The sequence below is a fragment of the Streptomyces massasporeus genome, assembly GCF_014648995.1.
In the GTDB taxonomy this organism is placed as follows: Bacteria; Actinomycetota; Actinomycetes; order Streptomycetales; family Streptomycetaceae; genus Streptomyces; species Streptomyces massasporeus.
In genome coordinates this window covers 109,550-126,113 of the sequence record NZ_BMSE01000019.1, presented here as the reverse complement: position 1 = coordinate 126,113, position 16,564 = coordinate 109,550, and the positions used below count along the sequence as shown (strand labels likewise).

Here is a 16,564-nt window from a genome sequence, read left to right as displayed (position 1 = left end):
ACCCTTTCCCCCGGAACTGCAAAGCATCTCGCGCGTCTCCGGGAGCGGACCTGAGTCCGGACCACGCGACGGTGACACCGTCCGCATACCGTCTGGACAGCCGGCTGCTCACCGCACTCGCCCGGGGCGGCGGGGGCGCGGAATCCGTCCGGATGCTGCGGGAGAGCGAGTACAGCCGGCGGCTGTTGCTGCTCAGGGCCCTGCTGGACCGGGCCGGGGAGCATGGCGGGGACACCTGGCGCGGTATGAACCGGCTGTTCGGCGTGCTCACCGACGCCTGGCGTGCGGCGCCGGACGTGACCCGGCGCATCCTCGGCCACCCTTCGGTGGGGCCACGGCTGGTGACGACCTGGCGGACGCTCGACGAAAGCGGGCCCGCCGCCGTCGGCCCCCTGCCGTTGGCCTCGGTGGCGGCCGCGGCCGCCACCGCCACCGGCCTGGACGTCTCGATCTCTCTGACCGCCGTCCCCCCGGGAGTCGTGCTGCCCGGGCTGGGGGCGGTCCGTCTCCCGGACACCACCCCCGGTACCGCCCTGCTGCTGCGCGGCAGTCCCACGGGCGGTGTCCTCGAAACCGGGACGGGCCCGCGGGTGCACCTTCCGCCCGTGACGGCGCTCGGTGCCGAGCGGGCCGGCTGGTGGCCGCTGCGGGGCGCGACCCCGGGGCCTCGGGCGCCGTTCCTGGTCGACGACGTCGACCAGGTCGTGGCGACGGACGCGGAGCGGCCGTACCGGCTTCCCGAGGACGAACTGCGCGTCTGGCGGTCCACGGCGGCGGGCGCGATGAGGCTGCTGCGGGCCCGGCACACCGACTACGCCGCGGAGCTGGACGAAGGCCTGCGCACGCTGACTCCGCTGCCCTTCGCCGAGGGTTCGCCGGCGGGGCGCAGCGGGAGCACGGCCGAGATGTTCGGCGGAGTGACGCTGTCCCGCCCCCTGCACGCCCGCGATCTCGCCGAGACGCTGGTCCACGAGATGCAGCACAGCAAACTGGCGGCCGTGATGCACCTCGTCGACCTGCTCGCCGAGCCGGGTGCGGGGGAGCCGCGTGCGCGGTACTACGCACCCTGGCGGGACGATCCGAGGCCCTTGTACGGCCTGCTGCACGGCACGTACGCCTTTCTGTCCGTGGCCCGTTTCTGGTCCCGGGAGGCGGCCTTCGTGTCCGACCCGGCGGAGCGGCACCGGGCGCAGGTGCGGTGTGCCCGGTGGCGTGAGGCGGCGTCCGAGACGAGGGAGGCGATGCTGGCCGACCGGAGCGGACTGACCGGCACCGGCCGCCGTTTCGTCGCCACCATGGGCAAGGCCCTGGCGGAGCTGCGCACCGTACCGCTGCCGGAGTCCGCCGTGCGGGAGGCACGGCAGCAGGCGGACCTCCACCGTGCGCGCTGGTCGGAACGCAACCGGGCCGGGCGGACGGGCGACTAGGTGTATGAGGGCTGGACGTTGGTGACGCTCTCGCGGAGGCGTGCTGCTGGCGGCTTTCCGGCGATAGCACTATGCGGCCGGTGGTAGTTGTAGTCGATGTTCCACACTGCGATCGCGGCTGACCGGGCGTCCTCGCTGGTGAACTCGCGGGCGTAAAGGACTTCCTCGGCCATGATGCGCTGGTAGCGCTCCACTTTCCCGTTGTGCCGAGGTGTGTATGGCTTGGTTCTCTGATGCCGGGGGCCTTGCCCGACGATGCGGGCGAAGTCGCCGGAGCGGTAGCAAGCGCCGTTGTCGGTGACGACCCGGTGGATGTGGCTGATGCCGTGGGCGGCGAACCAGACCTTCGCTCGGGCAAGGAAGGCAGCAGCCGTAGCGCCCTTCTCATCACCCAGCGGTTCTGTGTAGGCGAGCCGTGAGAAACCGTCGACGACGGAGTGCAGGTAGACGTACCCACGCTTCGCCCCGGTCGACTTCGCCCGACCGACGACCTTGGCCTGATCGCTGTCCCGGCCGTGGATCCGCCACCCGCCGCCATCAGGGATCCGGCCGACCTTCTTCACATCCAGGTGCACCATGTGTCCGGGCCAGCGGGCGGTGATCTTCCCCGGCTTCCGGTTGTTCTCGCCGCCTGGGTCGATGAAGCGGCGTTTGCCCAGGCCGAGCCGGGTCAGGTGTCGGCTGACGGTTCGCCGGTTGATCACGAACCCGATACTCACAAGTTCGTCGGTGATCCGTTGCGCGGACCACTTGTGCTCGCGGCGCCAGGACTCGATCTGCTCGATGACCCATGCTGGAGTCGCGTTCGGACTCCGGTGCGGGCTCGACGGCCGGTCTTGCAATCCCGCATCACCGTGTAGCCGCCAGCGATTTACCCACTTGCTGGCGCATGCGCGGGAGATGCCCATCTCATCGGCGACGTGGGCGATGGGACGTGTCTGGCACCGCTTCACGAGCCGCCTACGGCCCTCGACGCTCAGGCGCGCATTCGCGTGGAGCACTCGTCGTTCCTCTCGAGGTCAGACAACGGCAGGCGCGCACGACAGGTGTCGCGCCTGCCGCATCGTGGCCTTTCAGCCCCGCGGTGCGACACGGATACGGTTCCCGTCAGGATCGGCTGCGAGGAAGGTCAGCCCGAACCCCGCATCATGTGGCTCCTGCAGGATCGTGACACCCTTGGACTGCCACTGCTTGAAGATCGCATTGATCTCGTCGGGCCCATCGTTGCTGGCCAGACACACCTCACTGGTACGCGGGACGTCCGCTGACAGATCCTCGAACTGGCCAGACCACAGAGCGAGGTCAGCGCCTGGCCCGAGGTCGAAGGTGATGTATCCCGGAGTCTCGAACGAGGGGCTCATGCCGAGGAGGTCGCCGTAGAAACAAGCTGCGGCGGGAGCGTCGTTCACATAGACGATGGACACGACGGATGTGGTCATGATTGTTCCTTCTCACAGGTCGTAGGTACGCATCCACCAGCCTGATCGGGATATGCGCCGCATCGTGTCGTAATTCCTGAAAAACTTGGGGTGTGACGCCAGACCGCTTTTTCACCCTGATGCTGCTCCTCGAATCAAGGGATGCAGTGACCACACAGGAACTTGCCTCGGCGCTCGGGGTGTCCCTTCGAACCATCACCCGGGACCTGAACTGGCTCCGCGACGCCGGTCTGCCGGTGACCGCACAACGGGGCCGCCTCGGAGGCGTGACCATGCTGCCCGGGGCCGGGCTCGATCTCACGCGGCTCACGCCGGGCGAGTGGGATCATCTTTCGCTCACTGGGCTGGATGAGAAGCAACGTGCGGAGCTCAACGCATCGGTCGAAAGCCAGCGCGCGCTCTCCAAGATCGGCGCTACACAGCCACGTCGAGTTCATGAGCTCTTGCCGCTCACCGACGTAGTGCACGTGGACAGCCGCCCCTGGCTCCAGACACGCGCTTCCGGCACGACTCCGGCTTCGCTGATCGGCTCAGTGCGGCGAGGTCGCCGGCTACGGATCGAGTACGACAGCCCACGCGAGTCATGCCCACGCGACCTGGTCGTGGATCCCTACGGGCTGTTCGCCAAGGCCGGCATCTGGTATCTCGTCGCCGACTGTGCCCGAGCGCCACGGATGTACCGACTCGAACGGATCACGGCCTGGACAGCAGTCGACCAGCCACGACGGATCCGCGAGAGCCAGACCCTGGCCACCGTCGCTGCAGCGCTCGTTGATCAGTGGGAACACAACCACGCGATAGAGGTCAGCGCCACCATCGACCAGACCCAGATCGAGCGAGCGCAACGGATCTTTGGCCAACGACTCGCCCAGGACGACTATGAAGAATCCGCCACCGGCCACAAGGTAACGATCCGCTTCCTGCATCTGGAGGACGTGCGAGCACTACTGCCGTTCGGAAGCGCCATCACCGTGCACGGCCCCACCGAAGCCAGGGCTCACCTCAGCAACCTCGCCACCAACCTTGCCCACCACTATGCGCCGTCACCAACGTCCTGACCCGCAACAACTAGGCGTTGCCGTCCCCTTCCCCGAAGCGACCGGTGTTGGGCGGGGCCGCGCACGGGGTACGAATCTCTTCGCATCAGGTCGTAAGCCGGGCCATGGGGGTGGTGGGGGATGGGAACCGTGGTGCTCGTGCACGGCATCGGGAACCTCGTGCGGGGCGCGTCCCCGGAGCAGGCCGCCGAGCTCAAGGCCGTCGCCGCGGCGGACCGGCTACGTAAAGGGCTGAGCGCGGCAGGGTTGTCGCACGTGCCGCTGCCCGAACTGGTCATGGCGTACTACGCGCACCAACTCGCCGACGACTACCGCCCCGAGCGACAGTCCGCGGGCGCGGGCGTCCTGGAGGACCTGACGTCCGCCCAGGAGGCCGAGGCGTGGGAGTGGCTGGAGGCGGGCGGCGTGACGCCGCCCCGGGAAGGCCAGGCCGGGATGCTCTCGCCGCTGCGGTGGGCCGTGAACCGGCTCGTGGAACAGCGTGCAGGCGACGCGCCGCCGGCGGCCCGGCAGCGGCTGGCGGAACTGCTGTCGCGCCTGGTGGTGGCCACGCTCCAGGACACCGACGCCTACACCTCACGTCCGGCCCGCCGGAAGGCCGTTCGGGCGACGGTGGCCCATGCGGTCCGCGAGCACGGCGCACGGGTCGTCGTCGCCCACTCCCTGGGCAGTGTGGTCGCGTACGAGACCCTGCACGCCCACCAGGATCTGGACATCGACCTGTTGCTCACCCTCGGCTCGCCGCTCGGCCTCCCGGCGATCATGCGCAAGCTGGACCCCGAACCCGTCGACGGCCGCGGGGCGCGACCCCCCGGCGTGCGGCACTGGGTGAACATCGCCGATGTGGGCGACCTGCTGGCGGTGCCGCGGGAACTGGGCGGAGCCTTCCCCGTCGACGTGCACGAGACGACGGACATCGGCTTCCTCGACCCCCACACCCTCGGCGGCTATCTCGCGGCAGGACTGACGGCGGCCGCGCTCGCGCCGCACTTCGCGGACTGATCCCGGCACAGCGGGCGCGCACGCCCGAGGACTCATGCCGTACGGAGGGGAAGCACGGCCGTGACAGTGCACGCACTCGTGGTGGGCGCGGGAGGCTTCCCCGCGCGCGTCCCGAGCGAGGAGGAAGAGGCCGCGGGGGTCCTTCCGCTCGAACCTCTGCCGAGCGTGGCCGACGCCGTGGACAACGTCGCCCGCGCGCTCCACCGGGCCGGGCTCGAGGTGACCGGGCCACTGCTCGACCCGACCCCCGCCGAGTTCCGCCTGGCGTGGCGGACGGCGCGGGACCGGGCCGGACAGGACCCCCTCGTGGTGCACTTCAGCGGCCACGCGCAGACCGTCGGGCCGGTGCTGTACCTGGCGATGAGGAACACCACCACCCTCCCCAAGCGCATCCGCACGACCAGCGTGGACGTCGACGATCTGCTCCGGGACGTCGAACACGAGGACGGCGGGCCGGTCCTGTTCCTGCTCGACGTGTGCGGCGGCGGTACGGCCCTCACCTCACAGCTCGCCCAGCGCCTGCTCGGGGTGGAGAGCCGCAACGCCTGGGTGATCGCGGCCTGCGCAGCCGGGGACATCACCTACGGAGCGCGTTTCAGCAAGGCGGCCGCGACGGTGATCGACCGCATCGCACGCCGCACCCTGGACATCCCCCCGGACCTGGAGCACGTCCCCGTGACCCTGCTGGCGGAGGAGATGGACGCGGAGCTGGACCGCGTCGACACCGCCGCGGGCATGCCGAAGCAGGACGTGGTGTGCACCAAGCACGACGAGGCGTCCCTGTCACCGGCGCCCTTCCTGCGCAACCCGCACTACGCCGTCGACGCCGCGGAGCAGTTCCGGGCCGAAGCGGTCGCCTCCCTGCGGCGCTACGCCGAGCGACTGGATCCCCGGCTGGATCTGCACCACTTCGCCGCCCGGGCCGCCGGCACCCCGGACGCGGAGGCGTTCTTCTTCAGCGGGCGCCGCGGCGAGCTCAAGCGCATCGAGGAGTGGCTCGGCGAGCCCCGGGCCCGGCAGCACCGCCTGCTGGCCGTCACCGGCAGACCCGGTGCGGGGAAGTCGGCACTCCTCGGGGTGACGGTGTGCACCGTCCATCCCCAACTGCGTCCCCTGCGCGACCGCCTCGACCTGAGGGACTTCCGTCCGCCGCCCGACCCGCTGCTGCTGGCCGTGCACGCGCACCGGCTGTCCACCCAGGACGTCGTGGACTCGCTGTACCGGCAGGCCCGGGTACTGCGCCTGCCCCGCCAGCAGCGCGGCCGCCCGCCCGCACGGACCGGGGCGGCGAAGGCGACCTTCGCCGAACTGACCGCCGCACTGGGCGCGGCGGGTGACGTCACCGTCGTCCTCGACGCGCTCGACGAGGCCGACGACCCCGATGGGCTGCTGCGGCAGGTGCTGCTGCCGCTGACGGGCGAGGGCGGTGATCCGGCGCCGGGGTGCCGGGTTCTGATCGGCACCCGGCTGTGGCCGGACAGCCTGCCCGACCTGCACGCGGCCCTGGCCGGCCACCCGGAACGACACCTCGACCTCGACGCGGAACAGCCCACGTCGCTGGCAGCGCACCTCGGCACCTATCTGGGCCGCCTGTTGGACACCGACTACTCCACCGACGTGACCGAGATGATCGCGTACCGCCTGTCGGGCTCCGCCGAGCACGGGGCGTTCCTGACCGCGGCCGTGTACGGCGCGCACCTGCGCAGACTCTCCCGGGCGGGCACGATCCTCTCCGGGGCCGAGATCGCCCGGGAACTGCCGTGCGATCTGCCGGGGATGCTCGACCTGGACCTGCGCACCCTCACGGCCGAACTGCCCTGGACCGACGCGGTGCTGGCGGCGCTCGCCCGGGCGGCCGGGCAGGGCATGCCGTCCGGCCTCCTGCACGAGGTGGCTCTCGCGCTGCGGCCCGAGGTGCGTGACGGGGCGCTGCCGCCACGGCTGCGGGACACCGCGGAGGCCCTCACCGTGGCCCGGTTCTATCTCCGCACCACCTACGACCCCGGTGCCGACCCGGCCGTGGACGACGGCAAGCTCTACAGCTTCTTCCACCGGGCGCCGGCCGAACACCTGGCAGGGCGCACGGACGGCCGTGCCGTGCTGGACGCCCTGCTGTCGGCCGTTCCGGCCGAGCACGGCGTCCGTGACTGGTCCCGGGCGGACCGCTACCTGCGGCGGCACGCGGCCGACCATGCGGCCGACGTCGGCCCGGAGCAGCTGGACGCGCTGCTCGAGGACGTGTCGTACCTGCTGCACGCCGACCCGGAGCGGCTCGTACGGCATCTGCACCGGGCGCACGGGCGCCGGGCCCGGACGCACGCCGACATCTACCGTCAGACCACGGCACACCATCCGCTCCGGCACCTGGCGGCCGTACGGCGGGATCTGCTCGGCCTCGACGCGGCCGTATGGCGGGACACCGCCCTGTCCGACGGGCTGGCCTCCCGGGCGGGCCCGCCCCCGGTCTCGGCCCGGCCGGTCTGGGCCGTGAGCCGGACCGCGACCACGGCACGGCTGCAGACCCTCGGCCCGCACGCCGGGCCCGTCTTCGAGGTGCTGCTCGCCCGGACGCCGGACCCTGACGCGGCGGGGGAGACGCGGGGCCAGGGGGAGTGCGTGGTCCTCAGCACCGGGGACACCCACCGCACGCGGCTGTCGGACCCGCTCGGCGGTGGGATCCTGCGCACCCTCGGCGGCCTGTCGGGCCCGGCCCGGACGGTCGCGCCGGCACAACTCGCCGACGGACGCCACGTTCTGGTCTCCGGAGGGGAGGACGGCCGGCTGTACGTCCACGACCCGCGCACCGGCGACCTGGTCCGCCGGCAGGCGGCCGGTGTCGGGCCGATCCGGATGCTCGTCACGGTCTCGCTGCCCGAGGGGGGCACCCGCGCGGTGGCCGCCGGACACGGCCACCAGGTGGTCCTGTGGAACCCGGACGGCGGAACGCCGACCCGGCTGGACAGCTCGATGGTGCTGCTCTCCGGGCTCACCACCGCGCGACTGCCGGACGGCACCCCGGTCGCCGTCGCGGTGGGGGAGGACCGGGGCGCCCGCGTCTGGGACGTGCGGACGGGACAGTGGCTGCGCACCCTCGGCCCGCACCCGGACTTCGTCCGCGCGGTGGCCACGGCGACGCTGGGCGACGGCACCGTCGTGGCGGTCACCGGCTGCTACGACGGCCGGGTGCAGGTGTGGAACGCGGCCGACGGGAGCAAGCTGCACACGCTGACGGGGCACGAGGACCGGGTGACCCGGGTGGCCACGGGCACGGCCGGAGACCGGCGCGTCGCCGTGAGCGGCGACCGTGCGGGACGCGTCCTGGTGTGGGACCTCGCCGAGGGCCGGAGGCTGCACGAACTGGCCTCCGCGGGCCACGGGGTGATCACCTGCCTCGCGCTGGGCGGGGACGGCGAGCGCGGGCGGGTCGTCACGGGCTGCGCCGACGGACGCGTCGCCGTGTGGGAAACGGGCACCGGCCGGCCCACCCACGTCTTCGCCGCGCACCCCGGCGGCGTGCACGGCGTCGACGTCGCGCTGCTCGACGGCCGTCTGGTGGCGGTGAGCGGCGGCGCCGACGGGCACGCCGTCGTCTGGGACGTCACGGACGCCCGCCCGGACGCCCCGGAGACCGGCCACGAGGAGGTCATGGAGGCGGTGGCCGTCGCCGAGCCGGAGGAGGGGCCGGCCCTGTGTGTCGCCGGGGGCGGCGAGCGGGGCGCGGAGGTGCGGGACCTGATGACGGGCGACCACAGGCACGCCCTGGAGGACTCGGGCCGACGGTTGCTGGTGCGGGCGCTGGCGACGGCCGAACTGCCGGACGTGGGGCCGGTCGTCGTGGCGGGCGGCCGGGACGGCTCCCTGCGGATGTGGGACCTGACCCGCGGCAGTCTGGTCCACGAGTTCCCCCACCGCGCGGAACGCATCAGGACGGTGGCGGTGGGCCGTGCCACGGACGGCCGCCAGGTCCTGCTCACCGGTGGGGACACCGGCGTCGTGACGGTGTGGGACCTGGCGACGGGGGCACGGCTGCGGACCTTCACCGGGCACGGCGACTGGGTGCTGGCGCTGGCCCTGACCGACGGCGGTCCTGCCCCCGGTGTCGCGATCAGCGGCGACCGCCGGGGCAACCTGCTGGTGTGGGACGTGTCGACCGGGCGTGAAGTGGCCGCACCGCCCCGCCGCGGCGGACGGATCGCGTCGGTGGCCACCGCGGTACTGCCCGGGGAACGGACGGTGGTCCTGGCCGGTGGGGACGGGGGCGAGGTCCGCCTGTGGGACCTCGACCGTCCGCAGGCGGCCGAATCCCTCACCGGGCTGCGGGGCCGGGTGACCGCGCTGGCCACGGCCCGGCTGCCGGGAGGCCGGGTCCTCGCCGTGGGCGGCGGCGAGGACCGGCGGGTCGTGATCTGGGACCTCGTGAACCGGCAGGAGCCGGCCGCCCCCTACCACCTGCCCGCCGCCGTCTCCTCGATCGCCGCCTGCGCCACGGGATTCGTCGTCGCGCACGAGGCGGGGACGGCGAGCTTCACCTGGTGCGCGGAACTCCTCGCGCCGTTGCCCGGGTGACGAGGCCGTCCCGAAGGATCACGGGCGTCGAAAGGATCAAGGGCGTCAAGGGGTCGTCAAAGGCGTGGCCCCCGCCGTAAGGGACCCGTCAACGGACGATCCGATCCGGCCATCGGGGCGCTTTCCTCGAAGCGTCCGTTTCTCCGCACCTCACTTCAGGAGTTCGCGATGGCCGATGTGGCCTTCGTCGTCGCCGTGCTCGCGGGTTTCGCGCTGGTGGCCCTCGTCGCCAAGGGGGTGACGAAGCTGTGACCGCCGAGAACGTCGTGGGCCTGGTCGTGGCCGTCGCCCTGCTGGGCTATCTCGTCCTCGCCCTGATCTTCCCGGAGAGGTTCTGAGATGGGTCCCGTCCTCGCCGGCGTCCTCCAGCTGCTCGCCCTCGTGGCGGCGCTGGCACTGGCGTACGTCCCCGCCGGCACCTACATGGCCCGGGTGTACTCCTCGAAGCGGCACCTGCGGGTGGAGAGGTGGGCCTACCGGGCCATCGGCGCCGACCCCGACACGGAGATGACCTGGACCGCGTACCTGCGCGGCGTCCTCGCCTTCTCGGCCGTCGGCGTGCTGTTCCTCTACCTGCTCATGCGGCTCCAGGGCGTCCTGCCCGGCTCGCTCGGCTTCGCGTCGGTCGACCCGGCGCAGTCGTTCAACACGGCCGTGTCGTTCGTGACCAACACCAACTGGCAGTCGTACTACGGCGAGCAGACCATGGGGCACGTCGTGCAGACCGCCGGTCTCGCCGTGCAGAACTTCCTCTCCGCTGCCGTCGGCATGGCTGTCGCCGTGGCCCTCGTCCGGGGCTTCGCCCGCGCGCGAACCGGCGACCTCGGCAACTTCTGGGCCGACCTGGTGCGCGGCACCGTGCGGATCCTGGTGCCGGCCGCGGCGATCGCCGCCGTCGTCCTGGTCGCCTGCGGCGTGATCCAGAACTTCTCCGGGATCCACGAGGTCGGCCAGTTTTTCAACGGGCACAGCACGGGCGGCCCGCAGCAGTGGAACGGCGGCGCGGTCGCCTCGCAGGAGGCCATCAAGGAGCTGGGCACCAACGGCGGCGGCTACTTCAACGCCAACTCCGCCCACCCCTTCGAGAACCCGACGCCCTTCAGCAACCTCTTCGAGATCTTCCTGATCCTTCTCATCCCCTTCTCCCTCACCCGCACCTTCGGCGTGCTCGTCGGCAACGTGCGGCAGGGCCACGCGATCCTCGCCACGATGTTCACCATCTGGCTGGGCTTCGTGGCCCTGATGATGTGGACGGAGTTCGCCCACCACGGCCCGGCCCTGCAGGCCGCGGGCGGCGCGATGGAAGGCAAGGAGGTCCGCTTCGGCGTCGGCTCGTCCTCCGTCTTCGCGGTGTCGACGACCCTCACCTCGACCGGCGCGGTCGACTCCTTCCACTCCTCCTTCACCGGCCTCGGCGGCGGCCTCACCCTGCTCTCGATGATGCTGGGCGAGATCGCCCCGGGCGGCACCGGATCCGGCCTCTACGGCATGCTGATCCTCGCGGTCATCGCGGTGTTCGTCGCCGGTCTGATGGTCGGCCGGACCCCCGAGTACCTGGGCAAGAAGATCGGCGCGCGGGAGATGAAGCTCGCCGCCTGCTACATCCTGATCACCCCGGCCCTGGTGCTGGTCCTCACCGCGGCCTCCGTGGCCCTGCCCACCCCGCCCCACTCGACGCTCAACCCGGGCGCGCACGGCTTCTCCGAGATCCTCTACGCCTTCACCTCCGCCGCCAACAACAACGGCTCCGCCTTCGCCGGACTGAACGCGAACACCGACTGGTTCAACACGACGACCGCACTCGCGATGCTGCTCGGCCGCTTCCTGCCCATGGTCTTCGTCCTGGCCCTGGCCGGCTCGCTCGCCGGGCAGCGGCCGGTCCCCGTCACCGCGGGCACCCTGCGCACCGAGAAGCCGCTCTTCACCGGCCTGCTGGTCGGCGCCGTACTGATCATCACCGGACTGACGTACTTCCCGGCCCTCGCGCTCGGCCCGCTCGCCGAGGGGCTGGCGTCATGACCACCCGCACCGAACCCCGTGAGGACTCCATGTCCACTCCCACCCTGGCGCCCCACCCGGACGCGCCGACGGGCCACAAGACCTCCGAGGGCCGTGCCGGAACGGGCCTGTTCGACCCCCGGCAGCTGCTCCGGTCGCTGCCGGACGCGTTCCGCAAGCTCGACCCGCGGATCATGGTCAAGTCACCCGTCATGTTCGTGGTGTGGACCGGCTCGGTCCTGACGACCGTGTTCTCCTTCACGGACCCGGGCGACTGGTTCGGCTGGACGATCAGCGCCTGGCTGTGGCTGACCGTCGTCTTCGCCAATCTGGCGGAGGCGGTCGCCGAGGGCCGGGGCAAGGCGCAGGCCGACACCCTGCGCAAGGCCAAGACGGACAGCGTGGCCCGCCGGACCGACGGCACGCTCGTCCCCGGCACCCAACTGCGGATCGGCGACCTGGTCGTCTGCGAGGCGGGCGACGTCATCCCGGGCGACGGGGACGTCGTCGAGGGCGTGGCCTCCGTCGACGAGTCGGCCATCACCGGCGAGTCCGCCCCGGTCATCAGGGAGTCCGGAGGCGACCGTTCGGCCGTCACCGGCGGTACGAAGGTGCTGTCCGACCGGATCGTCATCCGCATCACCACCAAGCCGGGCGAGACCTTCATCGACCGGATGATCGGCCTCGTCGAGGGCGCCGCACGGCAGAAGACGCCCAACGAGATCGCGCTGAACATCCTGCTCGCCTCGCTGACGATCGTCTTCCTGCTCGCCTGCGCCACCCTGCCGCCCCTGGCGGACCACGCCGGCACCCGGCTGACGACGGTCGTGCTGGTGGCGCTCCTGGTGTGCCTGATACCCACGACCATCGGCGCGTTGCTCTCCGCGATCGGCATCGCCGGCATGGACCGCCTGGTCCAGCGCAACGTCCTGGCGATGTCCGGCCGCGCGGTCGAGGCCGCCGGTGACGTCTCCACACTGCTGCTGGACAAGACGGGCACCATCACCCTCGGCAATCGGCAGGCCGCCGCGTTCGTGCCGGTGAACGGGGTCACCGAGGCGGAACTCGCCGACGCGGCCCAGCTGTCGTCGCTGGCCGACAAGACGCCCGAGGGCCGTTCCGTCGTCGTCCTGGCCAAGGAGAAGCACGGTCTGCGCGGGAGGGAGCTCGCCGGCGCCGAGTGGATCGCCTTCACCGCGCAGACCCGGATGTCCGGTGTCGACGCCGACGGCCGCAAGGTCCGCAAGGGGGCCACGGCGTCGGTGGCCGCCTGGGTCGAGGGGCGGGGCGGCGCCGTGGCCGAGGACGCCGAAGCCCTTGCCGCCCGGATCTCCGAGGCCGGCGGCACCCCGCTGCTGGTCGCCGTCGAGGACGCGGACGGCGCCCGGGTCCTCGGTGTCGTCCACCTCAAGGACGTGGTGAAGGACGGCATGCGGGAGCGGTTCGCGGAACTGCGCCGCATGGGCATCAGAACCGTCATGATCACCGGCGACAACCCGCTGACGGCCAGGGCCATCGCCGAGGAGGCCGGTGTCGACGACTTCCTCGCCGAGGCCACCCCCGAGGACAAGATGGCCCTCATCAAGCGGGAGCAGGCGGGCGGCAAGCTCGTCGCGATGACCGGCGACGGCACCAACGACGCCCCGGCGCTGGCCCAGGCGGACGTCGGCGTGGCCATGAACACCGGCACGTCGGCCGCCAAGGAGGCCGGCAACATGGTCGACCTCGACTCCGACCCGACCAAGCTCATCGAGATCGTCGAGATCGGCAAGCAACTCCTCATCACCCGGGGCGCGTTGACGACGTTCTCCATCGCCAACGACGTCGCCAAGTACTTCGCGATCATCCCGGCCCTGTTCGCCGCGGTCTACCCCGGCCTGGACAAGCTCAACATCATGGGGCTGTCCTCGCCCGCCTCCGCGATCCTGTCGGCGGTCGTCTTCAACGCGCTGATCATCGTCGCGCTGGTTCCGCTGTCCCTGAAGGGCGTGCGCTACCGGCCGCTGAGCGCCGACAAGCTGCTCCGCCGCAACCTCACGGTCTACGGCCTCGGCGGGCTGATCGCACCCTTCCTCGGCATCAAGCTCATCGACCTGATCGTCTCCCTCATCCCCGGGCTGTAATTCTCCGAAAGCGTGCTGACCGTCATGAACAACTCCGTCACGAACACCGCCCGATTGCTCGGGGCGGGCCTGCGCGCCCTCCTCGTGCTGACCCTGGTGACCGGTGTCCTCTATCCCCTGGCCGTCACCGGCATCGCCCAGGGACTGTTCCCCGGCAAGGCGAACGGCTCCGAGGTGCGGGCGGACGGCCAGGTCGTCGGCTCGTCCCTGATCGGCCAACAGGGGTACAGCCTGGACTACTTCCAGCCCCGCCCCGCGAACGGCCTGGGCGAGAACACCGCCAACACGCAGTACAAGCTGATCCTCTCCGGCGCCACCAACCTCTCCGCCGACAACCGGAAGCTGGTCGAGTCGGTGCGGGCGGCCAAGGCCGAGGTGGTGAGGGAGAACTCCACCGCCGGCTACCGGGTGAAGCCCGACGACGTCCCCGCCGACGCCGTCACCTCCTCCGGCTCCGGCCTCGACCCCGACATCTCCCCGCGGTACGCCGCCCTCCAGGTCCACCGGGTCGCCGCACGCAACCACCTCTCCGTCACCGAGGTCCGGCGGCTCGTCGACCGCCACACCGAGGGCCGCACCCTGGGCTTCATGGGCGACCCCCGCGTGAACGTCCTCGCGCTCAACATCGCGCTCCGGGAGCTCGTGGCAAAGCACTGAGCAGCAGCTCAGCGCAGCACGGCCGTCAGCAGGTCGGTGCCCAGGGCCGACAGCGCGGGCAGGTCGAGGGTGTTGCGGACGTACCGGCCGTGCCGCCGGGGCGTGAGCAGGCCCGCGCGGCGCAGCACGGCGAGATGGCGGGAGACCTCCGGAGGTGTGAGCTCCCAGGCGTGGGCCAGCTCGCCGGTGGTGTGGGGACCGCGCGCCAGGGTGCGCAGCAGCCGCAGCCGTACCGGATGGGCGAGCGCCTCCAGCCGCAGCGTCACCGTCTCCAGCGGCACCGGCTCCGGCGGACCCGGCTCGGCCACCGGGTACTGCACCACCGGCTGCCAGCCGGGCGCGTGGACCGCCACCAGGTGGGGACGGCCGAAGACACTGGGGATGAAGGTGACCCCGGCGCCGTCGGCGGTGGTCGCCTTGTCCTGCAGCTTGTCCACGACGATGACGTCACCGTCCGGCGCCAGGGTGACCGCCCCGGACACCGAGGCGAGGGCCGCCCCGATCCCCTGACGCCTCAGCAGGTCGTTCTTCAGACGCAGATCGGTGGCGATCTGCACCACGACACCTGCCCACGCGGCGTCGAAGAAGGCCTCGGCGCACTGTTCGAGGGTGTCGCGCACACGCGCCCGCACGGCCGCCGGGTCGGCGAGCAGCCGTTCCGCGAAGGCCTCCTGCCGCGGGCCGCGGGCCTGCGCCAGGTCCAGGGCCCGCTCCCGCGCGGCCGCGTCCGTGAGCGGTGACGGCGCGGCGCGGGGGATCCGGCCGCTGCCGCAGGTCGTGACGAGGGCGGCCGTCACATACCGGTCGTCGTCGATCCGGTCCACGGCGTCCAGTTCCTCGGCGAGGGTCGGCCGGGGCCGGGCGGGGATCAGGAAGTCGGCCTGCGAGGACCGCCAGAGGAACTCTGCCTCGCCGTCTCCCCGACGGTCATCACCGCCCTCGCCCCCCACGGCCCGACGGCCCTCTGGGGCAGCCTCGCCACCGCGACGCTCCTGTCCGCCTCGGCGGTCGCCACCGCTCCGGCCGCCTGATATGTCCCTTGAGGGGTGGCCTTTTGCGTACGTGACCGAACAGGCCGCGATATTTTCGCTTCCCGGTGGCGGGGTGTAACGCGACGGCACTCGCAGGACGCTGTAGGGGGCAGAAAAGGCCGGCGGAAATGGAATCCCCACTCCCGGTGTCACTCGTGTGGGCGGCCGGCCGGCGCATCAACACGTCATCAATACGTCAGATGGGATGTCACGTGAACGGCACAGATCCGGCCTCCGCGTACCAGCCCTACGGCCAGCCCCCGCCGCCCGACCGCACGGCCCGCAACCAGGCCACCGCACGGCGGACGGCCCTGACGCTCTGCACGATCGCCGACATCGCGGCCGGTCTTCTGGGGCTGTGGATCGTGCTTTATCTCCTCGACGCCAATCAGGGGAATCCGTTCGTCGGGTTCGTGCACGGAACAGCCGACTGGCTCTCCGGATGGGCGCAGGACATTTTCACCATGGACACAGAAGGATTGCGGGTCGTCCTCAATTACGGACTTCCCGCGGGAATCTATCTGCTGCTCGGACACGGAATCGCCGCCCGCATCAACAGGGTCTGACGGACGCGTCGCACGGCCCGCCCCCGCCGTTCACCCCCTCGGCTGCGGGCCATGCGGCGCAGAGCACATCACAACGGCGGGCCGTCGGCAGTATGCGCGCTCCGCGGCGGGGTAAACGACGTCCGAAAGGCCACTGAGCAACACGAACAACACCGAAAGAGCCCCATATGGTCATCCCGCTTATGAAGCAGGCGGCAGATGAGCCGGGCACGGACGAGCAGGTCCCGCTGCACTGCGGCGCGGTCTGGGACGACGGCGCAGCGTGCGCCGTCGAGGCGCGCCGGGCGCTGCACGCGTTCCTGGCGCACGCACCGTGTACCGGCCGCACGCCCGTGCCGGCCCCGCAGGCGATCGACGCCGAACTGGTCGTCAGTGAACTGGTCACCAACGCGATCCGGCACGCTCCCGGCCCCTGTGGGATGGTCCTGCGGCTCACCGGAGACGAACTCGCCATCACGGTGTGGGACACCTCCACCGAGCAGCCGGTGGTCAGGAAGCGCGACGGGCAGCGCTTCGGCGGCCATGGCATGCACGTCGTGCACACGGTCAGCAGCGAGGTCACCGTCACGCCCCTCGGCCGCGGCAAGCAGATCACCGCCTGCCTTCGCCCCACCCCGGACGGCGGCCCCGGCGCCGAACACGCGGTCGGCCCGGCCGCCTGACGCCCCCCCCCGACGCGCCCCCCTCCCGGCCCGGG

The 16,564-nt window shown here is 71.7% G+C and carries 12 protein-coding genes and 1 pseudogene; 10 read left to right on the top strand and 3 right to left on the bottom strand.

Going from position 1 to position 16,564, the window contains the following annotated elements; all coding sequences use genetic code 11:
• Nucleotides 1-71: 71 nt before the first annotated feature.
• Entirely contained in the window at nt 72-1,427 is a 1,356-nt protein-coding gene (locus IE153_RS32545) for an HEXXH motif domain-containing protein (protein WP_189593319.1), read from the top strand.
• Here IE153_RS32545 and IE153_RS32540 read toward each other — a convergent pair.
• Together IE153_RS32540 and IE153_RS32535 are read right to left on the bottom strand one after the other, a co-directional pair.
• Nucleotides 1,424-2,428: an IS481 family transposase gene (locus IE153_RS32540; protein ID WP_189593318.1), complete on the bottom strand. Its 1,005-nt coding sequence runs from the start codon at nt 2,426-2,428 to the stop codon at nt 1,424-1,426. The two genes, IE153_RS32545 and IE153_RS32540, sit on opposite strands and share 4 nt — an antisense overlap.
• A 72-nt stretch (nt 2,429-2,500) precedes the next feature.
• The gene (locus IE153_RS32535) at nt 2,501-2,866 is read right to left on the bottom strand and encodes a VOC family protein (RefSeq protein WP_189593317.1); all 366 of its coding nucleotides are present in this window, start codon (nt 2,864-2,866) and stop codon (nt 2,501-2,503) included.
• Between the two features lie 92 nt (nt 2,867-2,958).
• Here IE153_RS32535 and IE153_RS32530 point away from each other — a divergent pair, with 92 nt between their 5' ends.
• The 7 genes from IE153_RS32530 (at nt 2,959) to IE153_RS32500 (ending at nt 14,270) form a co-directional block, all read left to right on the top strand.
• Nucleotides 2,959-3,924, top strand: coding sequence for a helix-turn-helix transcriptional regulator (locus IE153_RS32530; protein WP_189593316.1), 966 nt, complete (start codon nt 2,959-2,961; stop codon nt 3,922-3,924).
• 120 nt (nt 3,925-4,044) lie between these two features.
• The gene (locus IE153_RS32525) at nt 4,045-4,926 is read left to right on the top strand and encodes a hypothetical protein (protein WP_189593315.1); all 882 of its coding nucleotides are present in this window, start codon (nt 4,045-4,047) and stop codon (nt 4,924-4,926) included.
• Nucleotides 4,927-4,986: 60 nt separating this feature from the next.
• On the top strand, nt 4,987-9,492 hold the full coding sequence (locus IE153_RS32520; RefSeq protein ID WP_189593314.1) for a caspase family protein: 4,506 nt from the start codon (nt 4,987-4,989) through the stop codon (nt 9,490-9,492).
• Between the two features lie 248 nt (nt 9,493-9,740).
• The gene (gene kdpF / locus IE153_RS32515; protein ID WP_009326374.1) at nt 9,741-9,830 is read left to right on the top strand and encodes a K(+)-transporting ATPase subunit F; all 90 of its coding nucleotides are present in this window, start codon (nt 9,741-9,743) and stop codon (nt 9,828-9,830) included.
• 1 nt (nt 9,831) lies between these two features.
• Nucleotides 9,832-11,511: a potassium-transporting ATPase subunit KdpA gene (kdpA, locus tag IE153_RS32510; protein WP_189593313.1), complete on the top strand. Its 1,680-nt coding sequence runs from the start codon at nt 9,832-9,834 to the stop codon at nt 11,509-11,511.
• Nucleotides 11,508-13,613: a potassium-transporting ATPase subunit KdpB gene (kdpB, locus tag IE153_RS32505; protein WP_189593312.1), complete on the top strand. Its 2,106-nt coding sequence runs from the start codon at nt 11,508-11,510 to the stop codon at nt 13,611-13,613. The genes kdpA and kdpB overlap by 4 nt, the downstream gene beginning before the upstream one ends.
• Nucleotides 13,614-13,637: 24 nt before the next feature.
• Nucleotides 13,638-14,270, top strand: coding sequence for a potassium-transporting ATPase subunit C (locus tag IE153_RS32500; protein WP_189593311.1), 633 nt, complete (start codon nt 13,638-13,640; stop codon nt 14,268-14,270).
• 8 nt (nt 14,271-14,278) lie between these two features.
• On the opposite strand, the pseudogene IE153_RS32495 reads toward IE153_RS32500, so the two are convergent.
• A pseudogene (locus IE153_RS32495) lies at nt 14,279-15,181 on the bottom strand (DUF5937 family protein); the annotation flags it as partial.
• Nucleotides 15,182-15,501: 320 nt separating this feature from the next.
• On the opposite strand from IE153_RS32495, the gene IE153_RS32490 reads away from it, so the two are divergent.
• A complete protein-coding gene (locus tag IE153_RS32490; protein WP_438817967.1) occupies nt 15,502-15,867 on the top strand; it encodes a hypothetical protein in 366 nt (121 codons plus the stop codon).
• A gap of 167 nt (nt 15,868-16,034) precedes the next feature.
• Complete coding sequence (locus IE153_RS32485) at nt 16,035-16,529, top strand: ATP-binding protein (RefSeq protein ID WP_189593310.1); 495 nt, start codon at nt 16,035-16,037, stop codon at nt 16,527-16,529.
• Nucleotides 16,530-16,564 lie beyond the last annotated feature (35 nt).

What these genes read in the sequence shown, in the direction of transcription:
- IE153_RS32535 (WP_189593317.1), bottom strand. Translation starts at nt 2,866, where the DNA reads ATGACCACATCCGTCGTGTCCATCGTCTATGTGAACGACGCTCCCGCC.
- IE153_RS32525 (WP_189593315.1), top strand. Translation starts at nt 4,045, where the DNA reads ATGGGAACCGTGGTGCTCGTGCACGGCATCGGGAACCTCGTGCGGGGC.
- kdpA (WP_189593313.1), top strand. Translation starts at nt 9,832, where the DNA reads ATGGGTCCCGTCCTCGCCGGCGTCCTCCAGCTGCTCGCCCTCGTGGCG.
- kdpB (WP_189593312.1), top strand. Translation starts at nt 11,508, where the DNA reads ATGACCACCCGCACCGAACCCCGTGAGGACTCCATGTCCACTCCCACC.
- IE153_RS32500 (WP_189593311.1), top strand. Translation starts at nt 13,638, where the DNA reads ATGAACAACTCCGTCACGAACACCGCCCGATTGCTCGGGGCGGGCCTG.
- IE153_RS32490 (WP_438817967.1), top strand. Translation starts at nt 15,502, where the DNA reads ATGGGATGTCACGTGAACGGCACAGATCCGGCCTCCGCGTACCAGCCC.
- IE153_RS32485 (WP_189593310.1), top strand. Translation starts at nt 16,035, where the DNA reads ATGGTCATCCCGCTTATGAAGCAGGCGGCAGATGAGCCGGGCACGGAC.